Here is a 24,561-nt window from a genome sequence, read left to right as displayed (position 1 = left end):
GGGACGCGGCGAGCACTCAGTCGAGGGTGTCGGCCCGGAGGATCTCGGTGATGACGGCCTCCGCCTGCCCCGGGTTCTGCTCCAGCCAGGCGCCGAGGTGCTCCCGCACGGCCTCCCCGACACAGGCGCGTACGGGGCCGTTGCCCAGTTCTCCGCGTGCCGCGCCGACGAACTCGGGATGGTCCAGCTTGACCGACACGACCGCCGTCAGGCCTTGGCCGATGCGGTCGGCGCCGAGACCGGGGTCCGCCGCCGTCAACAGCCCCCGCGCCCGCGCGTACGCGTCGAGCGCGGCCGCCGCTCCGTCGCGCAGGCCCACCTCATGGGCGCCGCCGTAGGGAGTGGCCATGCTGTTGGCGAAGCTGCGGACCCGCTCCTCGCGGGAGCCGCACCACCCCAGGGCCACCTCCATCGTCCCCGCCATCCGCGGGTCCTCCCGCTCGAAGGCGACGACGTCCGTGCGCAGGTACGCCCCCGACCGCGCCCGGAGGGACGTGACGAAGTCCCGTACGCCGCCCAGGAAACGGAACCGCGCCGCCTGGGGACCACCCGGAGGGCGCTCATCGGTCAATGAGATGTCCAGGCCCCGGTTGAGGAAGGCCAGCTCCCTGAAGTACTCCGCCAGCACGGCGAACGAGCACTCCGTCGTCTCGAAGAGCGTGGCGTCGGGCCGGAAGGTGATGGTGGTCCCGCTTCCCGTCGCCGGACCCGCGGCGGTGGGCGGCGCGATGGCGACGCCGCACGCGTACTCCTGGACCCAGCGGACCCCCTCGCGCCGCACCTCGGCCGTCAGCCGGCTGGACAGGGCGTTGGTGACGGCGGGCCCCAAGCCGACGAGGGCCACGGTCACGGTGCGGCGGTCAACGGGCCTCGCCCCGGCCGACAGCTCGGTCAGCACGGCTTCGAGGCCGGGGCCGTCGGTGTCCTCGGCCGCCCCGAAGGGGATGCCCGGCCCGTCGTCGTCGACCCGCACGCCGCCGTCGGCCATCAGGGTCACTCCGACGGAGCTGGCGCGGCCGGCCACGGCCTCGTTCACCGCCCGTTCGGCGACCTCGAAGACCATCTGGTGCAGGCCGCGTTCGCCGGTCGAGCCGATGTACATCCCGGGCCGCTTGCGCACGGCTTCGGGCCACTCCAGCACCTTGATGTGGCTGGCGTCGTACTTGATCGCTTCGTCACTCACGAAGTCCCCCTCCGATGGTGTCCGGGTGATGCCACCAGGCTAGGTGAATCGGAGGAAAAGGCCAGGTCAGGGGCAGTGTGTCGAGCGTGTGGACGGGTGGGTGAGCGGCTGCCCGGAGCCGGGCCTCCCCGGGGTCGCGCACGACGGTGAAATCGCGGCCGTGGGCCCGCCGGGGCCGCGCACGACCCCGTTTCCGGCGCCCCCGAGGTCCCCGATTCCGGTGCGTGCCTCAGCCCGGTGTGAGGCACCGCGTCAGCGCGGCGAGTTCGGGCCAGCACGGCCCCGGGCCGATGCGGTCCTGATCGTCGGCGGCAAGCCGAAGGGCACGGGACCAGTCCGGGTGAGTGAGGAAGTAGTCCGTCGTCGTGAACTCCTCGCCACTGTTGTAGTGCGCGACGATGACGAAGCCGCCGCTCAGCGGCACGGAGAAGACCGGCCAGGCCGACTCGTCCCGGAGCCGCTCCCACATGTCCTGGGCATCCCAGGCGTCCACCCCGAAGGCACCCGCCGCGAACCCCTCGCAGAGCTCGGCCAGGTGAGCCGGCCAGAACCCCGGCTCGTCCAGGAGCGGATGACCGTTCACGACGGGGGACGAGGAATACGGGGGGAGCACCATCACCATGTCGCCATTGTGAGCCTTCGGCGCACCCCGGGACGCCGTGCGTACGATCGGCCGATGATCACTTCCGTCACGCTCGGGGCCGCCGCCACATCGACCGCTCCCGCTCTCCTTCTCAGGCCCTGGTGCGTGGAGGACGTCGCCGCACTGGTCGAGGCCTCCCCGGATCCCGGGCTGGAGAGCGAGGACGACGGACTGAGGTGGGTGCGGGCCCAGGAGCGGGGCTGGGCGGCAGGGGGCCGGTTCGGATTCGCCGTCCTGGAGGCGCCCCGGGGCGCGTTGCCGGCGCGGTTGGTGGGCAACGTCGTCCTCAAGGAGGTCGCGCCCGGCAAGGCCTCCGCCGAGGTCGGCTACTGGACGGCGGCGGAGGCACGGGGCCGGGGCGTGGCTCCGCGAGCCCTGGAAGCCCTCACCGCCTGGTCCTTGGAGGCCTTTCGGACCGACGGCCTCGAGCGCCTCGAACTCCTCCACCAGGTGGACAACCCCGCATCCTGCCGCGTCGCCGTCAAATGCGGCTACGCGTACGACAGGACGCTGGTGTCCGCGCCTCCCGCCTACCCCCTCGACGGCCATCTGCACGTGCGTCGCGCAGCCGCCTGAAGCGTCACCGGCGCGACGGCCCTCGGGGGTTGTCCGTGGGGCCGCTTGTCCAGCTGCGCGGCCACCGCGCACAGTGGGGCGTATGACATCAGAGCTGACACCCGCCGAGCTCCTGCACGCATTCGCCCGCACCCGCGCCTCGCTCGACGGCGCCGAGGTCACCTACTGGTGGACCGGGGACGTCCACTCCTGGGCCCCCGGCGAGCCCTACCGGCGCCTCTTCGGCTTCGAGGGGCTCAACGTCGCGCGCCTCGTGGCGGACGAGGAGCTCGGCGGCTACCAGCTCCTGTCCAGGGAGGCCGCGTTCTACCTCGACCCCGGGACCCGGGAGATCCTGGAGACCTGGCAGGACAAGCAGGTGATCCACGTCTGGAACGATCCGGCGAACCAGAAGTGGCGGCCCTTCCCGATCCCCCTGACGGAACTGGGCGACCAGGTCTGCTTCAGCCTGGAGATCCCGCTGGCCTACCCCTCGCCCCTGCCGGTCGCGCAGTACCCGGCCCACTCGGCCGACGACACCTACCGCGCCCTGGAGCTGTTCCAGTTCTTCGCGCCCGCGGCCACCCTGACCACCGACGCGGTGAGCGTCCCCGCCACCATGTCGTGGACCCGGATGTCCCCGTGGCTGCCCTGGATGGAACAGGGGCAGCGCCCCGGCGGCCTCACCTTCCACTGCCGCGGCCGCAAGCTGGACTCGTACGCGCAGGTCCCGGAGCGCACCCGCGCGTACGTCGCCGAGCACCACCCCGAATTCGCCCACGCGCCGGAGAAGTGGAGCGAGCCGAACGAGACCAGCTGGACGTACTTCCGCACGCTCTTCCCGCCGCGGTAGGGCCAGCTCCGGTTCCGTTCCCGGTCTCGGCCCCGATGGTGCGCGGCGATCGCGCGGACGACGAACATGCCTGGTCATCGCCCCTACCGAGGGACCCCCGGCGGGATCGGCAGGGGGCGGACAAGGGTTTTCCCCGTATCGAGTTCATCCCCGTGTTGCCTACTGTCTGCCCACCGGCGATCTTCCCCTGACCCCAAGGCACACACGCCAACCCCACATGGCGTGAAGGCCGTACCGGTCGGGGGGAGAGCCGGGACCGCCGTTGCCCAGCCCCGCTGTTGCGGCTCGGGCGACGTGGCGCGCGGCGGAGCCGGGGCGAGCTCGACCAACTCGCTCCCGGTCCCGCGGCCGCCGGAACCTCCCACACTGCACTGACCGGCCGATCCGGCACGCCCGGAAACGGCCCTCGAAGGGGAACACGTGCACTCTTCCAGACGTCGGCTCATATCCGTGGTGGCTATGTCCGTCACCCTGCTCGCCGGCTCCGCGACAGCCTCCGTGGCCCTGGCCGCCGAGACCCCCGCAGCGGCCCCCGCCGCCACGGTCGCCCCCACCGCGCCCGTCGAGAACCTCATCGTCGGATACAAGTCCTCGGCCACCGAGGCCAGCTCGAACACGGCGGCGGCCGACGACGCCACCGCCAAGGGCAAGAAGGCCGGCAACAAGAAGGCGAAGTTCGACCGTCGCCTCGGCACCGGTGCCGCCCTCGTCAGCCTGGGTGGTGCGACCGCCCCGGCCGACGCGGCGGACGTGATGGCCCAGTTCCGCGCCGACCCGGACGTCGCCTACGTCGAGCCGGACACCCGCGCCTACGCCCAGGCCGTCACCCCGAACGACACCGAGTACGCCAAGCAGTGGGACCTCTTCGAGTCCACCGCCGGCATGAACGTCCCCGGTGCCTGGGACAAGACCACGGGCTCCGGCGTCACCGTCGCCGTGATCGACACCGGCTACGTCGCCCACTCGGACGTCGCGCCGAACATCGTCTCCGGCTACGACTTCATCTCGACCGCTTCCGAGGCCCGCGACGGCAACGGCCGTGACGCCAACCCGGCCGACGAGGGCGACTGGAACGCCACCGACGGCGAGTGCGGCACCGGCTCCAAGGCCAGCAACTCCTCCTGGCACGGCACCCACGTCGCGGGCACCATCGCCGCGGCCACCAACAACTCCAAGGGCGTCGCCGGCATCGCCTACGGCGCGAAGATCCAGCCCGTCCGCGTCCTCGGCAAGTGCGGCGGTGCCACCTCGGACATCGTCGACGCCATCACCTGGGCCTCCGGCGGATCCGTCGCGGGCGTCCCGGCCAACGCCACCCCCGCCAAGGTCATCAACATGAGCCTCGGCGGCCCGGGTGCCTGCGGCACCAGCTACCAGAACGCCATCAACGCGGCCGTCGCCCGCGGTACGACCGTCGTGGTCGCCGCCGGCAACAGCAACGCCAACGCGTCCGGCTACTCGCCCGCCAGCTGCAACAACGTGATCAACGTGGCGTCGACCAACCGTGCCGGAGAGCGCTCGTACTACTCCAACTACGGTTCGATCATCGACATCGCCGCCCCGGGCGGTGAGACGCGCCGCGCCACCGACACGCCCGGCACCGTCACCACCCCCCAGAACGCGATCCTCTCCACCCTGAACGGCGGGACCACCACCCCCGGTGCCGAGATCTACAAGCCCTACCAGGGCACCAGCATGGCCGCCCCGCACATCGCGGGCCTGGCCGCCCTGCTGAAGTCGGCGAACACCTCGCTGACCCCGGCCCAGATCGAGTCGGCGATCAAGACCAACGCCCGCCCGCTGCCCGGTACCTGCACCGGCGGCTGCGGCGCCGGCCTCGCCGACGCGGCCGCGACCGTCGCCGCCGTGACCTCGACCCCGCCCACCTCGGGCCGCGAGAACACCACGGACTACGCCATCGCGGACAACGCCACCGTGGAGAGCCCGATCACCGTCACCGGTGTGACCGGCAACGCCCCGGCGGCCCTCAAGGTCGGCGTGAACATCGTCCACAGCTACATCGGTGACCTCAAGGTCGACCTGGTCGCCCCGGACGGCAGCGTCTACAACCTGCACAACCGCTCCGGCGGCAGCACGGCCAACATCAACCAGGTCTACACCGTGAACGCCTCCTCCGAGGTCGCGAACGGCACCTGGAAGCTGCGGGTCAACGACAACGCCGGCGGCGACACCGGCAAGATCGACTCCTGGAACCTGACCTTCTGATCAGGAGCCAACTCGGCCTGACGGCCAGATAGTACGGACCAAAGCCAGCCCGCGGACCTGCTGATACACCTCGTATCGGCAGGTCCGACGGGTTTTCCCGGCACGCGGCTGATTTCTGCGTCACAATCCGTGTCCGCCCGCCACTCGACCTCGTATTGTCGCCTCTCACAGGAAGGGCGCCGGAGCTGGGGACCGAGAGGCTGGTGGCTGTGCGTGGTGGCGGCGACGGGGCACGCTGACACAAGTGTCGGACACGGAGAACTGATCAGGGCGGTCGACCGCGCGCTGGCCGCGCACGGCCGGGCGCTCCTGACCGGACCCGCCGGCGCGGGCAAGACCGAGGTCGTGCGCGCCGTCACGGCCGCGGCCGCATCGCGCCACGAGACCGTGCTGTGCCTCGCCCCCGAGGCCGCCGACCAATGGATACCCGAGGCGTCCGCCGCCGCCCTCCTCGCCTCCGTGCCCGGCGGCGCCCTGGAACAGCTCTCCGGCCCCCAGCGCACCGCCATCGCCCTCCTGCGCCGCGAGGCCGACGCACCCCGGGCCGGCCGCGACCACATAGCCCTGCGCCTCGCCGTGGTCGAAGTGCTGCGCACCCTCGCCGACCGCGACCCCGTCCTGCTCGTCCTCGACAACGCCCAGTGGCTCGACGCCGAGAGCACCGACCTGCTCCGCTTCGCCCTGCGCCTCACCCCGCCCCGCGTACGGGTCCTGGTCGCCGAATGCGTCCAGGGCGGAGTCCCGGTGGGCGAACCCCTCTGCGGCCCCGGCGTCCCCGCCATCCGGGTCCCCCCGCTGGGCGCCGACGAGGTCGCCGAACTCCTCCTCCGCCACGGCCTTCCGGCCCGCCTCGCCGGCCGGATCCACCAGGCCAGCGGAGGCAACCCGCGCCTCGCCCTCGCCCTCGGCCACTCCCTTGCCGAAGCCGCCGAGGCACGCGACAGCAGTGCCCACCACGCCGACGCCCTACCCGTCTCCGGACAGGCCCGCGAGGTGGCCCGCCGGCTGCTCGCCGGGGCCCCCGCCCAGGCCCGCCGCACCCTGCTGCTCGCCGCCCTCGCCACCCGCCCCACCATCTCCCTGCTGCGCCGCGCCGGCCGCCCCGACGCCGAGGCCGAGCTGGCCGAGGCGGAACGGGCCGCGCTGGTCAGGGTCGGCGAGGACGGCTCCGTGGAGTTCACCGCCGGCGCCCTGCCCACCGCCCTCGCCGCCGACGCCGGCTGGCCCGAACGCGCCGCCGGACACGCGGCCCTGGCCGCCGCCGTCGACGACCCCGTCCAAGCCGTACGCCACCGCGCGCTGGCCGTGGACACCCCCGACCCGTGGCTCGCCGCGGAGATCACCGAAGCCGCCGCGGCCTGCCGCCGCCGGGGACAGCGCGCCCTCGCCGCCGAACTGGGCCTGCTCGCCGCCGAACGCACGCCGTCCTCGCTCGCCGGCGAGGAACTGGCCCGCCTGGTCACGGCCGCCGAGGACGCCGGTTGGTCCGGCCGAGCCGACCTCGCCCGGCGCGCCACCGGAGCCGTCCTGGCCCGCGACGCCTCGCCCGCCGACCGGGTACGGGCCCGGCTCGCCGTGATCGACGCCGCCGGGCAGGCCCTGGGCGCCCTCGACGAGACCATCGCGTACGCCATGGACGAGGCCGCCGGTGACCCCTCGCTCCAGGCCGCCGTCCAGCTGCGGATCGCCTGGAAGCACAACCTCAGCGACGGCGACCCGGTCCGCTCCCGCGACGCGGCGGCTCGCGCCGGGGCGCTCGCCGCACTCGGCGGCGACCAGGTCGCCGAGGCCATGGCCCTGACGGTACGGGCCCGCATGGGCCGGATCCTCGGCGACCCGGGAGCCGAGGCGATCCTGGCCGAGGCCCTGGTCCTGCCCGCCCCCGAGGTGCCGCTCGGCATGCGCAACGCGCCCCAGTACCTCGCCGTCCGGCACGCCCTCTTCGACGACGGCCTCGACGACGCCCGCCGCCAACTGATGGTCCTGCTGCCCGCGGTCCAGCGCACCGGATCCGCCGAGGACGTTTTCGAGGTCCTGCGCAGCCTCACCGAGGTCGAACTGCGCAGCGGCCGGTGCGAGGCCGCCTCCGCCCACGCCCGCCGGGCGCTCGAGCTCACGATCGACGCGGGCCTCTCGCCCGGCCCCGCCTGGTACGTCGCCGCGATGGCCGAGGCCATGGGCGGCAGCTTCGCCCGGGCCGCCGGCTACGCCCGGCGCGGCATCCAGGCCTCGCAGGAGGAGCAGGACCAGGTCTTCCTCTCCCGCAGCCTGCACGCGCTCGGTCTCGTCGAACTCGCCACGGGAGAGGCGGCGAAGGCCGTCGCCACCCTGCGCCGGGTCGCCGAGCTGGAGGCCGCCCAGCAGGTGGTGGACCCCTCGATCCTGCGCTGGCACGGGGAGCTCGCCGAAGCCCTCATCGCCGCCGACGCACCCGAGGAGGCGGCCCGCCTGCTGGCCTCCGTCCGCACGGTCGCCGTCGGGCTCGGCCGGACCGGAGTGGTCGCGGCCCTCGACCGGGCCCGCGGGCTGTGCCTGTCCGCCCAGGGCGACGCCGACGGGGCCGTCCACCTGCTGGAGGCCACCGCCCAGCGCTTCGACGCCCTGCGGCTGCCGCTGGAACGCGGCCGTACGCTGCTCGCCCTCGCCCGGGTGGAGCGCCGCAGACGTCGGCGCGCACCGGCCCGCGCTGCGCTCCGGGCCGCGGCCGAGGTCTTCGACCGGGCCGGGGCCGCCCCCTGGACGGAGCTCGCCAGGGAACCGGCCCCGGGTGACGGCGCCGGTGTGCGGGTACCGGCGGCCGCGACCCTGACCGAGGCCGAGACCCGGCTCGCGCTGCTGGTCAGCCAGGGCGCCAGCAACCAGGAGGCCGCGGCGAAGCTGTTCCTCAGCGTCAAGACGGTGGAGGCCCGGCTGACCCGCATCTACCAGAAGCTCGACGTCCGCTCACGGGCCCAGCTGGCCACCGCGCTGCGCGCGCGGTGACCGCCACGGCACCGCTGCTCAGCAGCCGAGGTTGTTCCCGGGGGTAACCCCGAGCAGCTGCGTGAAGCTCTGGTACTTCGAGATGCGGCTCTGGACCTGGGCGGGGTTGCCGCCGTTGCACTCCAGGGCGCCGTTGATCGAGCGGATGGTCTCCCCGAAGCCCGCGCCGTTCACCATGGCGGCGTGCGCGGTCATGGTGCCCGGGCCGTTCTGGGTGTTCCAGTACCAGAGCGCCGTCTTCATGGCGACGGTCGGATCCTGCTCCACGAGGTACGGGTTGGCGAGCAGGTTGATGCCGAGGGCGTCACCGGCGGCCTTGTAGTTGAAGTTCCAACTGAGCTGGATGGGTCCGCGGCCGTAGTAGGCGGCCTGGCCGGCGGGACAGCCGTACGGCTGGCTCGCGTCGCAGTAGTGGGGGTAGTTGGCGGTGTTCTGCTCGACGATGTGCACGAGTCCGCCCGTCTCGTGGGACACGTTCGCGAGGAAGGCCGCTGCCTCGCGCCGCTTGGTGGTGTCGTCACCGGTCTTGGCGAACCCGGGGTAGGCGGACAGCGCCGCGACCAGGCCGTTGTAGGTGTAGAAGGGGTTCCGGTTCGGGAACATCTGGTTGAACTGGGCCTCGGAGACCACGAATCCGTTGGGGTTGCCCGGATCGGGGTCCTGGCCCCCGCCGCCGCAGGCACCCTGGTCCGACCAGACGCCCCACTGGCCGGTGGTGCCGGGCGTTTCGCCCTGGGTCCACCACTTCGCCTGCCAGTTGTGGCCGCCGTAGGAGGCGTTCATGCCACCCGTGTACACGGCGGAGGAGGTCCAGGCGCCGGCGCAGGGGGCCGCGGCGACGGCGGGGGAGGAGGGGAGGGCGAGGGCGAGGCCGGCCGTGAGGGCCGAGGCGGCGGCGAGTGCGAGGGCGCGGAGGCGAAGCGCACGCATCACGTAACTGCTCCTTCAGTGGGGGGACTTGCCGTGGGGGGCAATGGTGCCCACTGAAGCGAAAATGGTCTGAACCTGTCAAGGTCTAGACCAAATGAAACGCGCCGGTGTCACGCGTGACGCGTGACACCGGCGCGGAATCGAACCGATCAGCTACCCGCGGAGAGGTTGCCGGAGAGGACCGGGATGTTGCTGGCGATGTGCGAGAGGGCCTCGTCACCCTTGGCCTGGGTGGAGTTCTCGGTGCACTGCTGGTTCTGGGGGCTGGCGAGGACGTTGACGTCCTGGACGCCGACATTGGCGAGGACCGCGAGCAGGGACTGGGCGTTGACCTTGGCCGGCAGGCCGACGCAGAGCTTGTTGAGCGAGCCCTGGATGGCGCCGAGCTGCGGGCTCATCTTGCCGTGGGTCTCCTGGTTGCCGTAGATCTGGGACGAACCGTTGCCGTTGACGGTGTTCACGCCGTTGTCGTTGCCGATCGCCATCGCCGGGGAGGCGACTGCGGCACCCGCGCCGAGCACGGCGGCGGTGGCGGCTGCGGTGGCCATGAACTTCTTGAGCATGTGGGGATCCTTCTGGTCGCACTGTCGCGTGTGATGGCTGCCCTCGGCGGGACGTGCTGATCAACTGTTGACGGTGCTCGGGGTTATCCCCACTCACCCGAGTGGCCCAATGCCGGATCGAGCCACCCCCGGCCGTGACGGCGGGGGCGGGCTCCTCGGGCTCGAGCGTCAGCCGGTCTTGCGGCGGACCTTCTTGTTCTTGCCGCCGGGGCCGCTGCTGGCGCCGTGGACCTTCGCCCGGCTCTGGTGGGACTGCTGGGACTGGGCGTTCGCAGCGTTGCGCTCCAGGGCCTCCCGGAACTTGCGCTTGGCCGCGTCGGCCGGGGACTCGTCCTGCGGGGTGTCGGTTTCGTCAGCCATGTTGTCCTCCTGGGGTGATCAAGCGGTTTCAGTCTGTCAGGTGGCGTCCGTGCTGACCAGCGAGTTCCTCGATGCCCCAAGGGGGGCTTGGGGAGGTCATAAGTTTTGATTATGGGGCTATAAAGAGACACCGGGTGCTGAGTTAGGTTTACCTTCGTTTAGGGTTCCTTTTGATCCACCTTGCTGTCGCTCGAAGGGAACCCCTGCCATGCCTCGCCCTCTGCGGGTAGCCATCGTCGGTGCCGGCCCCGCCGGTATCTACGCCGCCGACGCGCTGCTGAAGTCCGAGGCAGCCGTCGAGCCCGGTGTGTCCATCGACATCTTCGAACGGATGCCCGCGCCCTTCGGTCTGATCCGGTACGGCGTCGCTCCCGACCACCCCCGGATCAAGGGCATCATCACCGCCCTCCACCAGGTTCTCGACAAGCCGCAGGTGCGCCTCTTCGGAAACGTCGACTACCCGAACGACATCAGCCTCGACGAGCTGCGGTCCTTCTACGACGCCGTGATCTTCTCCACCGGTGCCACGGCCGACCGCGCGCTGAACATCCCGGGCGTCGACCTCGACGGCTCCTACGGCGCCGCCGACTTCGTCTCCTGGTACGACGGCCACCCGGACGTCCCGCGCACCTGGCCGCTGGAGGCCGAGAAGGTCGCCGTGCTCGGTGTCGGCAACGTCGCCCTCGACGTCGCGCGCATCCTCGCGAAGACGGCCGATGAACTGCTGCCGACCGAGATCCCGGCGAACGTCTACGACGGGCTCAAGGCGAACAAGGCCCTGGAGGTGCACGTCTTCGGTCGCCGGGGTCCGGCGCAGGCCAAGTTCAGCCCCATGGAGCTCCGGGAGCTGGACCACTCGCCCAACATCGAGGTCATCGTCAACCCCGAGGACATCGACTACGACGAGGGCTCCATAGCCACCCGCCGCGGCAACAAGCAGGCCGACATGGTCGCCAAGACCCTGGAGAACTGGGCGATCCGCGACATCGGCGAGCGCCCGCACAAGCTGTTCCTGCACTTCTTCGAGTCGCCCACCGAGATCCTCGGCGAGGACGGCAAGGTCGTCGGACTGCGCACCGAGCGCACCGAGCTCGACGGCACCGGCAACGTCAAGGGCACGGGCAACTTCACCGACTGGGACGTCCAGTCCGTCTACCGGGCCGTCGGCTACCTCTCCGACGAGCTGCCCAAGCTCCCCTGGGACGTCGAGTCCGGCACGGTCCCGGACGAGGGCGGCCGCGTGATCGAAGCCGGTGCCCACCTGCAGTCGACGTACGTCACCGGATGGATCCGGCGCGGTCCGGTCGGCCTGATCGGCCACACCAAGGGTGACGCGAACGAGACCGTCGCGAACCTGCTCGCCGACCACGCGGAGGGCCGCCTGGGCGAGCCGGCCGCCCCGGCCCCGGAGGCCGTCGAAGCCTTCCTCGCCGAGCGCAGCGTCCGCTACACGACGTGGGAGGGCTGGTACCGGCTGGACGCGGCCGAGAAGGCCCTCGGCGAGCCCCAGGGCCGCGAGCGCGTGAAGATCGTCGAGCGCGAGGACATGCTCAAGGCGAGCGGAGCGTAGTACGAGGGGGCCGGAACCCGGACGGGGTCCCGGCCCTCCGCACGTCCCGCGGTGCGAGCGGTCGCGCCGCCGTCCGGCAACGGGACGGGGGCTCCCTCAGAGGCCCCGTTCCCGTTCCAGCACGCCCCGTACGAAGGCCGCCTGCCCGGCGTGCTGGAGGTCGTCACCCAACACGCTGACCAGGCGCACCCCGAGGGTGACCGGAGGATCCCAGCGTTCGTCGACCACCCGGTCCAGGTCGGTGGCGGCGAGCCCGTGCACGAACCGCGCGGTCCGCTCGTGCACCGCGTCGAAGTACCCCAGCAGCAGCTCGCCCGAGTCGACCCGCACGGTGTAGACGTCCTGCGGCGAGTGCCCGTATCCGGTCGAACCGGCGGGCAGCGGCAGCGCGAACCGGTCCGACCAGCCGCCGGAATCCCAGACCTGCTCGGTGCCGGCCGCGTCCGCGATGTGGTCGTCCTGGATCCGGGTCAGGTGCCAGACGAGCCAGGTGACCGAGTTCGCCGCAGGGTCCACGCGCCCGTTGAGCAGCTCGGGCGGGACCCCTTCCACGACCTCGTGCACGATCTCCCGGATGCGTCCGAATCCGTCGGCGATGACGTCCGTAGCCTTCATGCACCCACCATGCGGGGCCCGGAGGCCCGACCCCCGCGAGCGACACGCGGAGGTCGGACCCCCGGGCCGGCGAGTCGGGTCACGGGACCTGCGGTCGGTCAGCGGGTGGCGTCGACCGTCTCCACCTTCTCGGCCTGCTCGGCCTTCTCCGCCGTCCCGGGCACTGCCGCGCTCCGTCCGGCGGCCGCCGCCACGGTGCCCTGCCCGCTGCGCAGGCCGACCCAGCTGATCAGCGCGACCAGCGCGAAGGCCACCGCCCCGATCCCGAAGGTGAGGGTGAACCCGGACTCGGCGGGCAGCGGGGGGACCCCCGCCGGCAGGTGCTCGATGGTCTTGGAGGCCAGGATCGTGGTGACGACGGCGCTGCCGATCGCACTGCCCGTGGAGCGGGAGATCGAGTTGATGCCGTTGGCGATGCCGCTCTGGTGGTGCGGGACGCTGGACATGATCACGGCGGGCATGGCGGCGTAGCCGAAGCTGACGGCCGCACCGACGACCAGCCCGGCGCCGATCACGGAGAGGCTGTGCTGGTGGTCCAGGACCAGCCAGCCGAAGCCGGCCGCGCCGAGGGCCGCGGCCAGGGCCAGGGCCGTACGCGGACCCCGGTGGCGCACGATCTGGCCGCCCACGGGCGAGGCGAGCAGCGAGACGATGGCGCCGGGCAGCAGGAACTGTACGGAGGCCCGCAGGATGGACGCGTCGAAGCCGTAGCCGGTGAGGGCCTCGGGCATCTGGACGAGGTACGAGACGCCCAGGAAGTTGGCGAACATGCCGAAGCCGACGAGGACGCCGGCCAGGTTGGCCATGAGCACGGGGCGGTGGACGAACATCTTCATGTCGACGAGCGGCTCGCGCACCTTGCGCTCGACGAGCACCCAGACCGCGGCCATGACGGCGGCGCCGGCGAAGCTGCCCAGCGTGCGGGCGGAGCCCCAGCCCCACTCGTGGCCCTGGGAGATCGGCAGCAGGAGCAGCAGCAGCGCGATGCCGAGGGTGAGCGCGCCGAGGAAGTCGGTGCGCCCGCCGGTCTTGTGGCGGGTCGCGGGAACCAGGAACACCACCGCGAGCAGGGCGAGGAGCGCGAAGCCGGTCGCCATCCAGAAGGCGTTGCGGTAGTCCGCACCGGAGCCGGAGGTGAGCAGCCCGGTCGCGACGAGCGCGAGCCCGCTGCCGAACGCGAGGGTTCCGCTGACCAGGGCCATCGCGCCCGGCAGCTTCTGCGGACGGACCTCTTCGCGCAGGACGGACAGGGCCAGCGGGAAGATCGCGGTGGCGGCTCCCTGGAGCACCCGGCCCAGGATCAACAGCGGCAGCGAGGTCGCCAGTGCGGCGATGACGGAGCCGGCGACCATGACGCCGAGCACGGCGACCAGGGTGGGCTTCTTGCCGTGCTGGTCACCGAACCGGCCCAGCAGCGGGGTGAAGACGGCGGCCGACAGCAGGGTGGCGGTGGTCACCCAGCTCACGTTCGCCGTGGTGGTGCCGAGGTCCTGGCGGATGAGGCCGAGGATCGGGACGGGCAGGGTCTGCATCATCGACACGACCATGGCGGCCAGGCTCAGGGCGAAGACGATGACCGTCTCGTTCCGGTGCCCGGAGGCCGGGGTGGCGGGGGAGGGGGTGCTCATGGCTGGGGTGAACCTTCTTCGTGTTTCGGAGCTGAAGAGCTTCGGAACGCAGATGTTTGACCTTCTCAAGTAACTCGACCGACGGTAGACGTGGATAGTTAAGGTGGTCAAGTAAACAATTGATAATGTGAAGCATCCTGAGTACGCTCCAGGTATGAGCGACACCGCCACGCAGACCCCCACCAAGCTCCAGCTGCTGGAGCTGCTCGCCGCGATCGGCACCGCCCAATGGCGCGAGTTCGCCGCCGCCGCGGCCCAGCACGGCCTGACCTCCACCCAGGCCCGGGTCCTCGCCCAGCTCGACGGCCCCGTGCCGATGCGCGGCCTCGCCACCCTGCTGGTGTGCGACGCCTCCAACGTGACCGGCATCGTCGACCGGCTGGAGGCCCGCGAGCTGGTGCGCCGGGAGCCGGACCCCGCCGACCGGCGCGTCAAGAACGTCGTCGCGACGGATGCGGGCCGCGAGGTGATCCGGGTCGTGCGCGAGGAGATGCAGGCCATGCACGGTGCGCTGGACACCCTCGACGAGGCCGAGAGCGCGACGCTCTACGCCCTGCTGGGCCGCCTGCGCCCCTCGATGGAGAAGGGCGCCTGAAGTACCCTCGGCCTCCATGAGCACTTTGCAGACGATCAACGATGTGTCCGTGCTGATGTGCGAGGCGGAGGGCGAGGTCATCGCCGGTGAACGCGAGGCGCTCGACCACATCGGCGACGCCGGCTACCAGGGTGCCCAGTGGGTCGTCATCCCCGCCGGGCGGTTCGACGACGCGTTCTTCCAGCTGAGCACCCGCGTCGCCGGCGCGATCATCCAGAAGTTCGTCCAGTACCGGGTCGGGATCGTCGTCCTGGGCGACATCTCGCGCCACACGGAGGCCAGTCCGGCGCTGCGCGACTTCGTCCGCGAGTGCAACCGCGGGACGCAGACGTGGTTCCTCGCCGATACCGGAGAGCTGGGCGAGCGGCTGGCCGGGTCGGCGGCGTGAGCGGAGCCGGCGCGCTGTGCGTCTTGCGGGCGGTCGACCGGACCCCCACCGTCTGGAAGAACGGCGGGGGAGTCACCCGGGAGATCGCGGCTTGGCCCGAAGGCGCGGACATGGAGGGTTTCGGCTGGCGCGTGAGCCTGGCCGAGGTCGCCGCCGACGGCCCGTTCTCGGCCTTCCCCGGCATCGGGCGCACCCTGACCCTCGCCGAGGGTGCGGGCATGGACCTCACGGTGGCGGGCGTACGCCGGCTCGTGGACGAGCGGTTCGCGCCGCAGGACTTTCCCGGGGACGAGCCGACCGACTGCCGGCTGCTCTCCGGCCCCGTCGTGAACTTCAACGTGATGTACCGCAGGGGCGCGGTGGAGGCTCAGACCGCTGTCGTACGGGGCGCGCTCGCCCTCGCGGTCCCGCCGGGCGGGACGCTGCTGGTGGCCGCGCTGGAGGGGGCGGCGACACTGGAACGGGCCGCTGACCGCGTGGAGCTACTCCCGTACGACGCGGCCCTGCTGACGGGGCCGGTCGACTGCCGGGTCCGTACGGGCGGGCGCGCGGCCGTCGTACGGTTCACCCCGGCCCCGGCCCCGGCCTCCGCCCCCGTCTAGTGCTGTGACCGGAAAGGTTCACCGGCTCACGACGCCCGGTACGGCGCCTCGCCGCGTTGTCGGACCGCGCAAGTACGTCCAGTACGAGCCGCTGTCCTCCGCCTTGCGATGCACCGCACCGAACGCCGCGAACCGGCAAACCTTTCCGGCCACAGCACTAGCGGGTGCGGGGGCGGGTGCCCAGCTTGATCCACTTTGCGGTGCTGGGGACGCCCTTCGCGTCGAGCAGGAAGAGCATGTAGTACCCGGGCGGGGCATCGGCCGCCCCCGGCGGTGTGCGGAGCCCGATCGTGGCGCCGCGGACACCGGTGATCCGCAGGTCCAGGTGGCGCTGGCTGGTGTTCACCGAGTGGGTGACGGTCGTCGGAGCCAGCAGGACGGCCCGCGTGACGTCCTTCGCCGTCGAGCTCGTGACCTGGAAGGCCGTGTCGTGGCCGAGGTCGCCCGCCGGGGCCCGGTCGAGCGCCGGCCGGGCGCCCCGGTGCAGGTAGGCGGGCTCGTAGAGCTCGATGCTGCCGTCCATCCCGTCCCCGATGTCGGGGTCGTTGGCGATCTGCTGGAGTTCGTCCCCGGTGACCATGATCCGGCCGTCCGGCAGGACCAGGGCGTTGGAGTGGTAGCCGCGGGGCAGCCGCTGGGCCGGACCCAGCTTCCAGTGGCCGCGCGCGTCGCGCAGTTCGATCTGGCGGTACTTCAGGTCGGCCTTCGGGTTGAAGGGCCCGTTGCCGTAGTCCCGAGTGTCCAGGGCGCCGTTCACCGTGAGCAGGGTCCCGTCGGGCAGGATCAGCGTTCCGTCCTGGGTGCGGCCGAAGGCCCTCGGCTCCTCGATGCTCCAGCGGCCGCCGGACAGCCGGTACGTGAGCGGGTCGCGCGGGTCGCCGCCGAGCACCAGGACGGAGTCCGGGCCCCGGAAGCCGGCCGGCAGCGGCACTGCGGAGCCGTAGCCCCGGAAGTCGGCGGGCCGCCGGGGCAGGTCGGTGCGGACGTCCTCGACCGGGTCGAACAGCCACTGCTGGTCGGCGTCGCGGCCGAGCCCGTAGATCTTCCCGTCCCGGAGCGAGAAGAGGTGCGGATAGTCGTTGCGGAAGGGGGCCCGTGACCGGAGCGGCTCGGCGGGGACGTTCGCCGGGATGTCGTACGAACGCCAGGGCACGGGCCGCCCGAGCGCGGGGAAGCGCTCCACCACCGGAGTGGGCGTGCCCGTACCGCGCTCGGACTGGCCGGACATGATGATCTGTCGGCCGTCCGGCCCGGTCACCACCGAGGGGTACCAGCGGCCCACGGACATGTCGCGGTTGCGGAACCACTTCTCGGTCCACGGGTCGAACACGAAGGACAACTTGGCGCCGCTGCCGCCCTTCCCACCGACGTTTCCGCCGAACACCCCCACCATTCCGTTGGGGAGGTAGGAGTGACCGGCGCAGAAGAACGGCGCCGGGCGCGGGGCGTAGGCGCCGTCGGGCATCAGCACCACCGGTGGCGGCACGTTCTTGAAGGCATTGGCCCCGGTCCCCCTGGTGGGGTCCCAGAGGTAGGCGCGGCCCGCGTTGGTCCGGCCGACCGTGTTGGTCGGTCCGGTCTCCTTGGTGGGATCGGCTTCCACACGTTCGAAGGAGAAGAGCAGCACCTTGCCCGTCGGCAGCTGGGCCACGTGGACGCCGAAATCGGGGGAGGGGAAGAACTGCGTGAACCGGCCGGAGCGGGCCGCCTCGAACTTCGCGTTGCCCTTGCGCTGGGACTCCTCCAGCGAGGCGAGGCTCGACGTGCGCTTCGACTGCGGATAGCCCTGGTTGCTCTTGGCCGCCTCGCGCAACCGCGCGTGCGCGCGGGCGTGCTCCTCGCCGAGCACCGCGGCCTCGTCGCCCGTGTGGTGGGTCGCGGTGAAGGCGGGGGCGGCCCCGGCCAGCGCGATGGCGAGGGCAGTGGCGAGGGCGGTGGCGACGGCAGTGGCGCGGGGCAGCGCCGATGGGGCGGCGGGGCGTGGCCGTGGTGCGCGGGACGGGCGTGGTGCGCGGGACATGGGACTCCTCACCGCTGGAGGGCCCGGCGCCCCGGCGCCGAGGCCGGCTCCAGAACCCGCTGGTTGCCTGAAGGACCTCGCTGATATTAGGAAATATCGCAACGAGTGACCGGTTCGACTCGGCACTGCGCGCCACCTGGGGCCATCCGGCGGAGGGGTTTGAGTAGATTTATCGTTTCTCCGGTGAGAGGCTTCGGCCATCGAGGTGAGACCGCGTGCCCGTCGGCCGGCCGGGGCCGCCGCGGGCCGCTATCCATGGTGATGTGATCAAGTCCCTCCGCACCGGATTCACCGCAGCCGCCGTGACCGCGACCTTCGTCGCGCTCACCCCCGCCGCCGGGGCCTCCTCCTCGGCGCTCTCCGCCCCCACCGACCAGGTGACCGTGGACGTTGCCTCCGTGAACGGATCGGGCTGCCGTCCCGGCAGTGCCGCCGTCGCCGTGTCGCCGGACAACTCCGCCTTCACCGTCACCTACAGCGAATACCTGGCCCAGGCCGGCGGCGGTGTTTCCGCCGTCGAGGGCCGCAAGAACTGCCTCCTATCCCTCGACGTCCACGTCCCCCAGGGGTACACCTACGCCGTGGCCAAGGTCGACTACCGGGGCTTCGGCAGCCTCGCCCCGGGCGCGGTCGGCACGCAGAAGGCCAGCTACTACTTCCAGGGCATGAGCCAGACCGCGTACCGGACCCACAAGTTCAACGGCGAGCTCGTCGACAACTGGCAGGCGACCGACACCACGGGCGTCGAGGCCCTGGTCTTCGCCCCCTGCGGTGAGCAGCGCAACTTCAACATCAACACCGAGCTGCGCGCCGAGGTGGGCACCTCGGACCCGGCGCACACCAGCTTCATGGCGCTCGATTCGACGGACGGCAGCATCAACAGCGTGTACCACTTCTCCTGGAAGAAGTGCCCGGCCCGCCGCTGATCCGGGAGCGCCCGCTCCCCGTTCGTAGGGGTCCGCCGTCCGGCGGGCCCCTACGACGTGTCCGGCGCCGGTCCGCTGCCGGTCGGTCGGGCTCAGGCCGACGCGCGCCGCACCAGCGCCGTGGCGGTGATCACCGGATCGGGTGCGGCCGGTCGCCCGTCCGGACCGCCGTTCAGGCGGCTCATCAGCAGCCGCGCCATCAGGCGGCCCATGCCCTCGATGTCCTGGCGTACGGTCGTCAGCGGCGGGTCGGCACTCTCCGCCACCGGTTCGGCGTCGTCGAAGCCGACCAGCGCCACGTCCCCGGGCACCGTCCGGCCGCTCTCCCGCAGCACGCGCAGGGCGCCGGTCGCCATCAGGTCGTTCCCGGCGAAGACGGCGTCGATACCGGCGTCCCGGTCCAGCAGCTCCGCCATCGCGCGGGCCCCGCCCGCCGGGGTGAAGTCCCCTTCGGCGAACAGCTCCGGGCCGGCGGCCGCCAGGGCGTCGCGGTAGCCGCTCAGCCGGTCGGCCGCCGAGGTCTGGTCGAGCGGGCCGGCGATGTGTGCGATCCGCCTCCGGCCCTGCGCCAGCAGATAGCGCACGGCCTCCCGCGCGCCCCCGCGGTTGTCGGCGTCGACGTAAACCACGCCCTCGCCTTCGCCCTCGCCCTCCCCGGTCCCGGTGGTCCAGCCGGGCCGGCCGCCGTAGACCGTGGGCATGCCGATGCGGCGGGTGATCGCGGGCAGCGGGTCGTCGGTGTGCAGGGAGAAGGCGAGTGCCCCGTCGACGTGGCCGCCGGCGAGGTAGCGCTCGATCCGCTCGTAGTCGCCGCGGTCCTCGACCAGGAGCAGGACGAGCTGCGTGTCGTGCGCGGTCAGCTCCTTGGCGATGCCGCGGACCTGGCGCGAGAAGAAGGGGTCCGAGAAGATCCGGACCTCCGGCTCGGCGATGATCACCGCGACGGCCCCGGTGCGCCGGGTGACCAGGGTGCGGGCCGCGTGGTTGGGGACGTACCCGAGCACGCGGATCGCCGTGCGCACTCGGTCCACCAGATGTGCGCGGACCCCGTCGCCGCCGTTGACCACGCGGGACGCGGTGGCCCGCGACACCCCGGCGTGCGCCGCGACGGCCTCCAGGGTGGGGCGGCTGTCGGGACGCGGTTCGGTCACGGATGCTCCTCCACGGTGCCTGCGGGCGGTGGCTTCGACGGGCAGCAGGGTAACCGGTGATCGCCCCCGGTCGCTGCCCCGCAGGCGGGTTACGGCCGCGTGACGGCCCGCTCCAGCAGGCCCCGTAGGACGCCCTGTTCCTCCGGGGCGAGGCCGGACAGCGGCGAGTCCACGGCGAGCAGCGCGAGGAGGCGCTCGCGCAGTGCGATCCCCTCGGCGGTGAGGACGAGCTGCTTCGCGCGGCGGTCGGTGGGGTGCGGATGGCGCCCGATCAGGCTCTGCTTCTCCAGCTTGTCGACGACGAAGGTGGTGTTTGAGGGCTCGCAGCTCATGCGTTCGGCGAGCTCCCGCATGGTCATCGGCCCGCTCATCTCGCGTAGCGCGGTCGCCTGCGACGCGGTGAGGCCCAGGGCGGAGGCGCGCTCGCGCACGTGCTCGGCGATCCGCTGGGCCAGCCCGTTCACCAGGCCGCACAGCTGTCGCTCGGCGATGGCCTGCAGCTCCGGGGGCGTCGTCATGCCCTCACCCTAGCAAGTCCGTGAAGCCGAAATATTTATAACTTGAATGATTCGAACTTGATGCTTATGGTGATCGTCGCCGCGGCGGACCGCGGCGACCTGATGGCAACTCACAGGAGATGACCCATGGCCGACATGACGATGGCTCAGGACGAGCGACTGCGCCGACCCGCGGGAATCCGCTCGATACGGCTGGGCGACACCACGGTGTCCTACGTGCCGGACGGCGACGTACGGCTCCGGCCCCTGTCGCTGCTCCAGGACAGCACCGACGAGGTGTGGGCCGCGCATCCGGAGTACCTGGATCCCGCCGGCCACCTGGTGGGGAGCGTCGGCGGACTGCTCGTGGAGCACGGCGGCCGCGCCCTGCTGATCGATGCCGGCTTCGGCCCGCAGTCCCACGAGGCGCCGGACGGTCCGCTCGCCACGATCCGGGGCGGCGCGCTCGTGCGGAGTTTGGCCGAACTCGGTCGCAGCCCCGAGGGCGTGGAGGCGGTCGCCTTCACCCACCTCCACGCGGACCACCTCGGCTGGGCCTGCCACCCCGCGCCCGGCGGTGACCGGCCGGTGTTCGCCCACGCCGAGTACCTGGTGTCCGAGCCCGAATGGGAGCGGCGCGACCTCCTGGAGGCCCAGGGCATGGCCGAGCAGGTCGCGGCCCTGGCGCCGCGCGTACGTACGATTACGGACGGTCAGGAAGTCTTTCCCGGCGTGCGGGTACGGATCACCCCCGGCCACACCGTCGGACACGCCGAGTACGTCATCACCGGCGGCGGCCGCCGTCTGATCGCCTTTGGGGACGCCGTGCACTCGCCCCTCCAGATCGACCACCCCGCATGGTCCTCGGGCTTCGACCACGACGGCGCCCTCACCGCCGGCCACCGTCGGCGCCTCGTCGCCGAGCTGGCGGAACCCGGCACCATCGGCTTCGGCGTCCACTTCGCCGACGTGGTGTTCGGACACGTCGTGCAGGACGGGGACGGCCCGGCCTGGCGCCCCCTGGACGCGTGACCCGGAGGTCAGGGGCGGGTCAGAATTCGGGGACGAAGGGGAGGTAGTCCGCTTCCGGCCCGGAGGGGATCACCACGTAACTGCTCTCGGGGAGTTCGTTCCACACTCCGGGCAGGTCGCCCAGCGGCTCCGACACCACGAGGCGCGTCTCGTCCGAAACCTCCCTGAGGTAGGGCACCTCGGGGTGCAGGTGCCGGACGGTCTCGGCCCTGGAACTGTAGAAGAGCGAGCGGGACCTCCCCTGGCTGGAATAGCGGAAGGCCCACACGTGCGTGCCGTCACTCACCGCCACCGTCATCTGGAGCGGTTCCGACACGCCGTGCTCCTTGCCGAGGCGCTCCACGAACCCCGCCATCCTGGCCACCGCACCCGGGGCGTCCTGGTCGAGACCGAAAGTGACCGCCAGGTAGAACATCACCTCGGAATCGGTGGACCCCTCGATGGACGGGAAGAGCGCCGGGTCGACGGCCATGCACAGGTCGCGCTGGAGCCGCTGGAAGTCCGCGATCGCGCCGTTGTGCATCCACAGCCAGCGTCCGTGGCGGAAGGGGTGGCAGTTCGACTGCTGGACGGCCGACCCCGTCGAGGCGCGGACGTGCGCGAAGAACAGCGGCGAGCGGACGTGCGCCGCGAGCTCCTGCAGGTTGCGGCTGCTCCACGCCGGGCCGACGTCCCGGAAGACCGCCGGGGTGCCGTTGCCGTCCGCGCTATACCAGCCGATGCCGAATCCGTCGCCGTTGGTCGGTTCGGCGCCCATCTTGGCCCGCAGGCTCTGGTTGATCAGGGAGTGCTCGGGGCGGTAGAGCACGGTGTCGAGGAGCATGGGCGAACCCGAGTAGGCGAGCCAGCGACACATGCGCACCATCCCCTTCGCGACCTGCTCTGAGCCTAACCCCGCTGACGTCGGGGTTCTCGCGGGACGGGCCGTCCGCGGCGGCTGCGGGTCAGGAGAAGAGCCAGCGCGTTTGGCTGTAGCCGCCCTTGCCGAAACCGAAGGCGGTGCCCGGGCGGACCGCGAAGACCACCGCTTCGCCCGCGTCGGGATTCACGAACACGCCGTCCCCCACCTCGAAATGCCATTCGGCGCCGTACTTCGCCTCCCAGGCGGCGGCGAGCCGGCGCAGCCGGTCGGGGTCCTTGACCCGGACGGCCTCACCCTCTACGACCAGGTCGAATCCCTCGTGGAGGGTGTTGGTCCCGGTGGTGAGGACGACGTGCGGGTTCCCGCGGAGGTTCTTGGCCTTGCGCTCCTGGGGCCCGGTACAGAAGTGCAGCGCGCCGTCCGCCCAGACCCCGATCAGCGGGGTGACGTGCGGCCGCGCGTCGGGGCGCACCGTCGTCAGCCAGTACAGCTCCGCCGCGGCCAGTCGGGTGACGGCCTCCCGCCAGGGCACGGCCCTCGCCCGCTCGTCGCTGTACCGCGCGTCCAGCTCGGCGCGGGGTTCCTCGTCGGGCACGGTCGTCCTCCTGGTTCGGCCTCCGACTGCGTTCGCCCACCAGCCTGTCCCGGGGCGTCCCGGCCGTCCACCGGAGGCGGTGCCCCACCCGGCTCCCGGGCCGAGTCCGCCCGGCGGTCCGGGGCGCCGTCCCCGCGGAGTCCGCGGGGACGGCGCCGCCGCGCATCAATGGCCGAAGTCGAACCAGTTGACGTTCACGAAGTCGGCGCCCTGGCCACTGGCGAAGGTCAGGTAGACGTCGTGCGCACCGGTGACCGCGGTGATGTTCGCCGGCACCGTGCGCCAGCTCTGCCAGCCGCCGGTGGACGCGATCGAGAAGCTGCCGATCGGAGCCGAGGCCGGGTCGTCGAGCCGCACCTCGACCAGCCCGCTGACCCCGCCGGCCGCACCACTGGCCACGCGCCCGTAGAACTGCCTGGCCGGGGTGGAGCCGAAGTCGACGCCCCGGAACAGTGCCCAGTCGCCGTTCCCGATCGCCGCGAGGTCCTGGCCGCCGCCGCTGTCCGTGGTGTTCTCCTTGAGGACGCCCGACTGGCCGTCGTACGACTCGGCCTGGATCGCCGTGTACGCGTCGCGGTGACCGGGCGGCGCGGTCGGCGGGGTGGTGGGCGGTGTCGTCGGTGGAGCGGTGGGCGGGGTGGTGCCGCCGGTCGACCGCAGCACGGAGACGTAGTCCACGACCATCGCGTGTCCGGGCTGGGTGCCCGCGTCGGGGCCGCCGCCGAAGGCGTCCGGGAAGCCGCCGCCCATGGCGACGTTCAGGATGATGAAGTAGCCGTGGTTCGTGGCGTTGGTCCAGGTCGTCGCGTCGACCTGGTTGGCCCGCACCGTATGGAAGTTGAACTCGTCGACGTAGAAGCGCATCTCCTCGACCGCGGTCGAGCGGTCCCACTCGACGGCGTACGTGTGGAAGCCGGCCTGGCAACTGGCGCCGGGGCAGGCGCGCTGGCCGCCGATTCCGGAGGTCTCGTTGCAGGGGCCGCCCGGACTCGTGCCGCAATGCAGGGTGGCCCAGACGTTGTTGAGGCCCTGGACGTTCTCCAGGACGTCGATCTCGCCGATGCCCGGCCAGTTCCACCAGTTGCCCCGGTAGGGGGCGCCGAGCATCCAGAACGCCGGCCAGTAGCCCTTGGCGGCCGGGCCCGTCACGTTCGGCATCTGGATGCGGGCCTCCGACCGGAGCTTGCCGCCCGCCGGGGGCTCGAAGTCGGCCCGCCGGGTCTCGACGCGGCCGGACGTCCAGTTGCCGGCGGCGTCCCGGCGCGGGGTGATGCGCAGGTTGCCCGTGCCGTCGAGGGAGACGTTGGAGGGGTCGGCGGTCATCGTCTCGATCTCGCCGGTTCCGAAGTTGGCGGGTCCGCCGGGGTAGGAGGTGCCGGTGGTGTACTGCCAGTCGGCGGTGTTCACCCCGGATCCCGCAGGTCCGTCGAAGTCGTCGAGGAACACCCGGGACCAGCCGGCCGGAGCGGGGGGAGCCGCGGCGTTCGCGGGCAGGACCACGGCCGCGGCGGCTGCCGCGCCCACGGCGATCGTACTGAGCGCGGCTAAGAGGGCCCGCCGGGCCCCCGGCCGCTTCCTGCCGGATATCTCGTGCATGGCTGCCCTCTCTGAAGCGCGCCGAAGCGCGGTGCGGGGGAAGGGTCAGTGGCTCCGGTGCCTTGAGAGCGCTCTCAATCCGGCGCCGCTGGACACTGTCCTCCGCGCCCTCACGCGCCGTCAAGAGATGCAACCGGCACGGCATTCGCCGGCAGGGCGAGTTCAATCAGTGAACGCGGGGGGCCCGGT

The 24,561-nt window shown here is 72.1% G+C and carries 23 protein-coding genes; 10 read left to right on the top strand and 13 right to left on the bottom strand.

Features of this window, described 5'->3' with window-relative positions; translation table 11 throughout:
- Positions 1–16: 16 nt before the first annotated feature.
- Complete coding sequence (locus ACIQK6_RS02485; protein ID WP_402694142.1) at positions 17–1,183, bottom strand: ATP-binding protein; 1,167 nt, start codon at positions 1,181–1,183, stop codon at positions 17–19.
- Between the two features lie 229 nt (positions 1,184–1,412).
- Positions 1,413–1,805, bottom strand: coding sequence for a hypothetical protein (locus tag ACIQK6_RS02480; protein ID WP_329105737.1), 393 nt, complete (start codon positions 1,803–1,805; stop codon positions 1,413–1,415).
- Positions 1,806–1,859: 54 nt separating this feature from the next.
- Here ACIQK6_RS02480 and ACIQK6_RS02475 point away from each other — a divergent pair, with 54 nt between their 5' ends.
- From ACIQK6_RS02475 to ACIQK6_RS02460, 4 genes are all read left to right on the top strand, one after another.
- The gene (locus ACIQK6_RS02475; protein WP_329105739.1) at positions 1,860–2,402 is read left to right on the top strand and encodes a GNAT family N-acetyltransferase; all 543 of its coding nucleotides are present in this window, start codon (positions 1,860–1,862) and stop codon (positions 2,400–2,402) included.
- A gap of 82 nt (positions 2,403–2,484) precedes the next feature.
- Positions 2,485–3,234 (top strand): DUF1838 family protein, encoded by a 750-nt coding sequence (locus ACIQK6_RS02470; RefSeq protein ID WP_402694141.1) that lies wholly within the window; start codon positions 2,485–2,487, stop codon positions 3,232–3,234.
- 459 nt (positions 3,235–3,693) lie between these two features.
- Positions 3,694–5,460 carry a S8 family serine peptidase gene (locus tag ACIQK6_RS02465; protein WP_329108202.1) on the top strand — a complete coding sequence of 589 codons (1,767 nt, stop codon included), beginning with the start codon at positions 3,694–3,696 and terminating at the stop codon, positions 5,458–5,460.
- Positions 5,461–5,673: 213 nt separating this feature from the next.
- Positions 5,674–8,442, top strand: a complete 2,769-nt coding sequence (locus ACIQK6_RS02460) for a LuxR family transcriptional regulator (protein WP_329105742.1) — start codon at positions 5,674–5,676, stop codon at positions 8,440–8,442.
- 18 nt (positions 8,443–8,460) lie between these two features.
- Here the strand turns inward: ACIQK6_RS02460 and ACIQK6_RS02455 are convergent, their stop codons facing one another.
- The 3 genes from ACIQK6_RS02455 to ACIQK6_RS02445 all read right to left on the bottom strand — a co-directional run bounded on the left by ACIQK6_RS02455 (position 8,461) and on the right by ACIQK6_RS02445 (position 10,295).
- Positions 8,461–9,372 carry a glycoside hydrolase family 19 protein gene (locus tag ACIQK6_RS02455; RefSeq protein WP_402694140.1) on the bottom strand — a complete coding sequence of 304 codons (912 nt, stop codon included), beginning with the start codon at positions 9,370–9,372 and terminating at the stop codon, positions 8,461–8,463.
- A gap of 149 nt (positions 9,373–9,521) precedes the next feature.
- Positions 9,522–9,935, bottom strand: a complete 414-nt coding sequence (locus tag ACIQK6_RS02450) for a rodlin (protein ID WP_329105747.1) — start codon at positions 9,933–9,935, stop codon at positions 9,522–9,524.
- A gap of 168 nt (positions 9,936–10,103) precedes the next feature.
- Positions 10,104–10,295 carry a DUF5302 domain-containing protein gene (locus tag ACIQK6_RS02445; RefSeq protein ID WP_329105749.1) on the bottom strand — a complete coding sequence of 64 codons (192 nt, stop codon included), beginning with the start codon at positions 10,293–10,295 and terminating at the stop codon, positions 10,104–10,106.
- 208 nt (positions 10,296–10,503) lie between these two features.
- Between ACIQK6_RS02445 and ACIQK6_RS02440 the strand changes: the two genes are divergently transcribed.
- On the top strand, positions 10,504–11,865 hold the full coding sequence (locus tag ACIQK6_RS02440; protein WP_329105751.1) for an FAD-dependent oxidoreductase: 1,362 nt from the start codon (positions 10,504–10,506) through the stop codon (positions 11,863–11,865).
- Between the two features lie 96 nt (positions 11,866–11,961).
- Here ACIQK6_RS02440 and ACIQK6_RS02435 read toward each other — a convergent pair whose 3' ends face one another.
- Together ACIQK6_RS02435 and ACIQK6_RS02430 are read right to left on the bottom strand one after the other, a co-directional pair.
- Positions 11,962–12,480, bottom strand: coding sequence for a DUF664 domain-containing protein (locus tag ACIQK6_RS02435; RefSeq protein WP_329105753.1), 519 nt, complete (start codon positions 12,478–12,480; stop codon positions 11,962–11,964).
- A 98-nt stretch (positions 12,481–12,578) separates the two neighbouring features.
- Positions 12,579–14,108, bottom strand: coding sequence for an MFS transporter (locus tag ACIQK6_RS02430; protein ID WP_329105755.1), 1,530 nt, complete (start codon positions 14,106–14,108; stop codon positions 12,579–12,581).
- 154 nt (positions 14,109–14,262) lie between these two features.
- On the opposite strand from ACIQK6_RS02430, the gene ACIQK6_RS02425 reads away from it, so the two are divergent.
- From ACIQK6_RS02425 to ACIQK6_RS02415, 3 genes are read left to right on the top strand one after another with little or no spacing between them, the layout of a single operon-like run.
- On the top strand, positions 14,263–14,703 hold the full coding sequence (locus tag ACIQK6_RS02425; protein WP_329105757.1) for a MarR family transcriptional regulator: 441 nt from the start codon (positions 14,263–14,265) through the stop codon (positions 14,701–14,703).
- 16 nt (positions 14,704–14,719) lie between these two features.
- Entirely contained in the window at positions 14,720–15,091 is a 372-nt protein-coding gene (locus ACIQK6_RS02420; protein ID WP_329105759.1) for a DUF4180 domain-containing protein, read from the top strand.
- Positions 15,088–15,693 carry a HutD family protein gene (locus ACIQK6_RS02415; RefSeq protein ID WP_329105761.1) on the top strand — a complete coding sequence of 202 codons (606 nt, stop codon included), beginning with the start codon at positions 15,088–15,090 and terminating at the stop codon, positions 15,691–15,693. The genes ACIQK6_RS02420 and ACIQK6_RS02415 overlap by 4 nt, the downstream gene beginning before the upstream one ends.
- A gap of 157 nt (positions 15,694–15,850) precedes the next feature.
- On the opposite strand, the gene ACIQK6_RS02410 is transcribed toward ACIQK6_RS02415, so the two are convergent.
- On the bottom strand, positions 15,851–17,713 hold the full coding sequence (locus ACIQK6_RS02410; protein WP_402694139.1) for a galactose oxidase-like domain-containing protein: 1,863 nt from the start codon (positions 17,711–17,713) through the stop codon (positions 15,851–15,853).
- 263 nt (positions 17,714–17,976) lie between these two features.
- On the opposite strand from ACIQK6_RS02410, the gene ACIQK6_RS02405 reads away from it, so the two are divergent.
- Positions 17,977–18,639 (top strand): DUF4360 domain-containing protein, encoded by a 663-nt coding sequence (locus ACIQK6_RS02405; RefSeq protein WP_329105765.1) that lies wholly within the window; start codon positions 17,977–17,979, stop codon positions 18,637–18,639.
- 92 nt (positions 18,640–18,731) lie between these two features.
- Here ACIQK6_RS02405 and ACIQK6_RS02400 read toward each other — a convergent pair whose 3' ends face one another.
- Both ACIQK6_RS02400 and ACIQK6_RS02395 read right to left on the bottom strand, forming a co-directional pair.
- Positions 18,732–19,790, bottom strand: a complete 1,059-nt coding sequence (locus ACIQK6_RS02400; protein WP_402694138.1) for a LacI family DNA-binding transcriptional regulator — start codon at positions 19,788–19,790, stop codon at positions 18,732–18,734.
- Positions 19,791–19,879: 89 nt separating this feature from the next.
- Complete coding sequence (locus tag ACIQK6_RS02395; protein WP_329105769.1) at positions 19,880–20,308, bottom strand: MarR family transcriptional regulator; 429 nt, start codon at positions 20,306–20,308, stop codon at positions 19,880–19,882.
- A 126-nt stretch (positions 20,309–20,434) separates the two neighbouring features.
- Between ACIQK6_RS02395 and ACIQK6_RS02390 the strand changes: the two genes are divergently transcribed.
- On the top strand, positions 20,435–21,319 hold the full coding sequence (locus ACIQK6_RS02390) for an MBL fold metallo-hydrolase (RefSeq protein WP_329105771.1): 885 nt from the start codon (positions 20,435–20,437) through the stop codon (positions 21,317–21,319).
- 19 nt (positions 21,320–21,338) lie between these two features.
- On the opposite strand, the gene ACIQK6_RS02385 is transcribed toward ACIQK6_RS02390, so the two are convergent.
- The 3 genes from ACIQK6_RS02385 to ACIQK6_RS02375 all read right to left on the bottom strand — a co-directional run bounded on the left by ACIQK6_RS02385 (position 21,339) and on the right by ACIQK6_RS02375 (position 24,372).
- Positions 21,339–22,175, bottom strand: coding sequence for a class II glutamine amidotransferase (locus ACIQK6_RS02385; RefSeq protein WP_329105773.1), 837 nt, complete (start codon positions 22,173–22,175; stop codon positions 21,339–21,341).
- Between the two features lie 88 nt (positions 22,176–22,263).
- The gene (locus tag ACIQK6_RS02380) at positions 22,264–22,776 is read right to left on the bottom strand and encodes a pyridoxamine 5'-phosphate oxidase family protein (protein ID WP_329105775.1); all 513 of its coding nucleotides are present in this window, start codon (positions 22,774–22,776) and stop codon (positions 22,264–22,266) included.
- 165 nt (positions 22,777–22,941) lie between these two features.
- Complete coding sequence (locus tag ACIQK6_RS02375; protein WP_329105777.1) at positions 22,942–24,372, bottom strand: glycoside hydrolase family 16 protein; 1,431 nt, start codon at positions 24,370–24,372, stop codon at positions 22,942–22,944.
- Positions 24,373–24,561: the final 189 nt, after the last annotated feature.

The organism is Streptomyces sp. NPDC091682 (genome assembly GCF_044756625.1).
Taxonomy (GTDB): domain Bacteria; phylum Actinomycetota; class Actinomycetes; order Streptomycetales; family Streptomycetaceae; genus Streptomyces.
Note: the sequence above shows the minus strand (reverse complement) of the source record. Positions and strands in the feature narration are given on the sequence as shown.

What these genes read in the sequence shown, in the direction of transcription:
- ACIQK6_RS02480 (WP_329105737.1), bottom strand. Translation starts at nt 1,805, where the DNA reads ATGGTGATGGTGCTCCCCCCGTATTCCTCGTCCCCCGTCGTGAACGGT.
- ACIQK6_RS02475 (WP_329105739.1), top strand. Translation starts at nt 1,860, where the DNA reads ATGATCACTTCCGTCACGCTCGGGGCCGCCGCCACATCGACCGCTCCC.
- ACIQK6_RS02470 (WP_402694141.1), top strand. Translation starts at nt 2,485, where the DNA reads ATGACATCAGAGCTGACACCCGCCGAGCTCCTGCACGCATTCGCCCGC.
- ACIQK6_RS02465 (WP_329108202.1), top strand. Translation starts at nt 3,694, where the DNA reads ATGTCCGTCACCCTGCTCGCCGGCTCCGCGACAGCCTCCGTGGCCCTG.
- ACIQK6_RS02455 (WP_402694140.1), bottom strand. Translation starts at nt 9,372, where the DNA reads ATGCGTGCGCTTCGCCTCCGCGCCCTCGCACTCGCCGCCGCCTCGGCC.
- ACIQK6_RS02450 (WP_329105747.1), bottom strand. Translation starts at nt 9,935, where the DNA reads ATGCTCAAGAAGTTCATGGCCACCGCAGCCGCCACCGCCGCCGTGCTC.
- ACIQK6_RS02445 (WP_329105749.1), bottom strand. Translation starts at nt 10,295, where the DNA reads ATGGCTGACGAAACCGACACCCCGCAGGACGAGTCCCCGGCCGACGCG.
- ACIQK6_RS02440 (WP_329105751.1), top strand. Translation starts at nt 10,504, where the DNA reads ATGCCTCGCCCTCTGCGGGTAGCCATCGTCGGTGCCGGCCCCGCCGGT.
- ACIQK6_RS02435 (WP_329105753.1), bottom strand. Translation starts at nt 12,480, where the DNA reads ATGAAGGCTACGGACGTCATCGCCGACGGATTCGGACGCATCCGGGAG.
- ACIQK6_RS02430 (WP_329105755.1), bottom strand. Translation starts at nt 14,108, where the DNA reads ATGAGCACCCCCTCCCCCGCCACCCCGGCCTCCGGGCACCGGAACGAG.
- ACIQK6_RS02425 (WP_329105757.1), top strand. Translation starts at nt 14,263, where the DNA reads ATGAGCGACACCGCCACGCAGACCCCCACCAAGCTCCAGCTGCTGGAG.
- ACIQK6_RS02420 (WP_329105759.1), top strand. Translation starts at nt 14,720, where the DNA reads ATGAGCACTTTGCAGACGATCAACGATGTGTCCGTGCTGATGTGCGAG.
- ACIQK6_RS02410 (WP_402694139.1), bottom strand. Translation starts at nt 17,713, where the DNA reads ATGTCCCGCGCACCACGCCCGTCCCGCGCACCACGGCCACGCCCCGCC.
- ACIQK6_RS02395 (WP_329105769.1), bottom strand. Translation starts at nt 20,308, where the DNA reads ATGACGACGCCCCCGGAGCTGCAGGCCATCGCCGAGCGACAGCTGTGC.
- ACIQK6_RS02390 (WP_329105771.1), top strand. Translation starts at nt 20,435, where the DNA reads ATGGCCGACATGACGATGGCTCAGGACGAGCGACTGCGCCGACCCGCG.
- ACIQK6_RS02385 (WP_329105773.1), bottom strand. Translation starts at nt 22,175, where the DNA reads ATGTGTCGCTGGCTCGCCTACTCGGGTTCGCCCATGCTCCTCGACACC.
- ACIQK6_RS02375 (WP_329105777.1), bottom strand. Translation starts at nt 24,372, where the DNA reads ATGCACGAGATATCCGGCAGGAAGCGGCCGGGGGCCCGGCGGGCCCTC.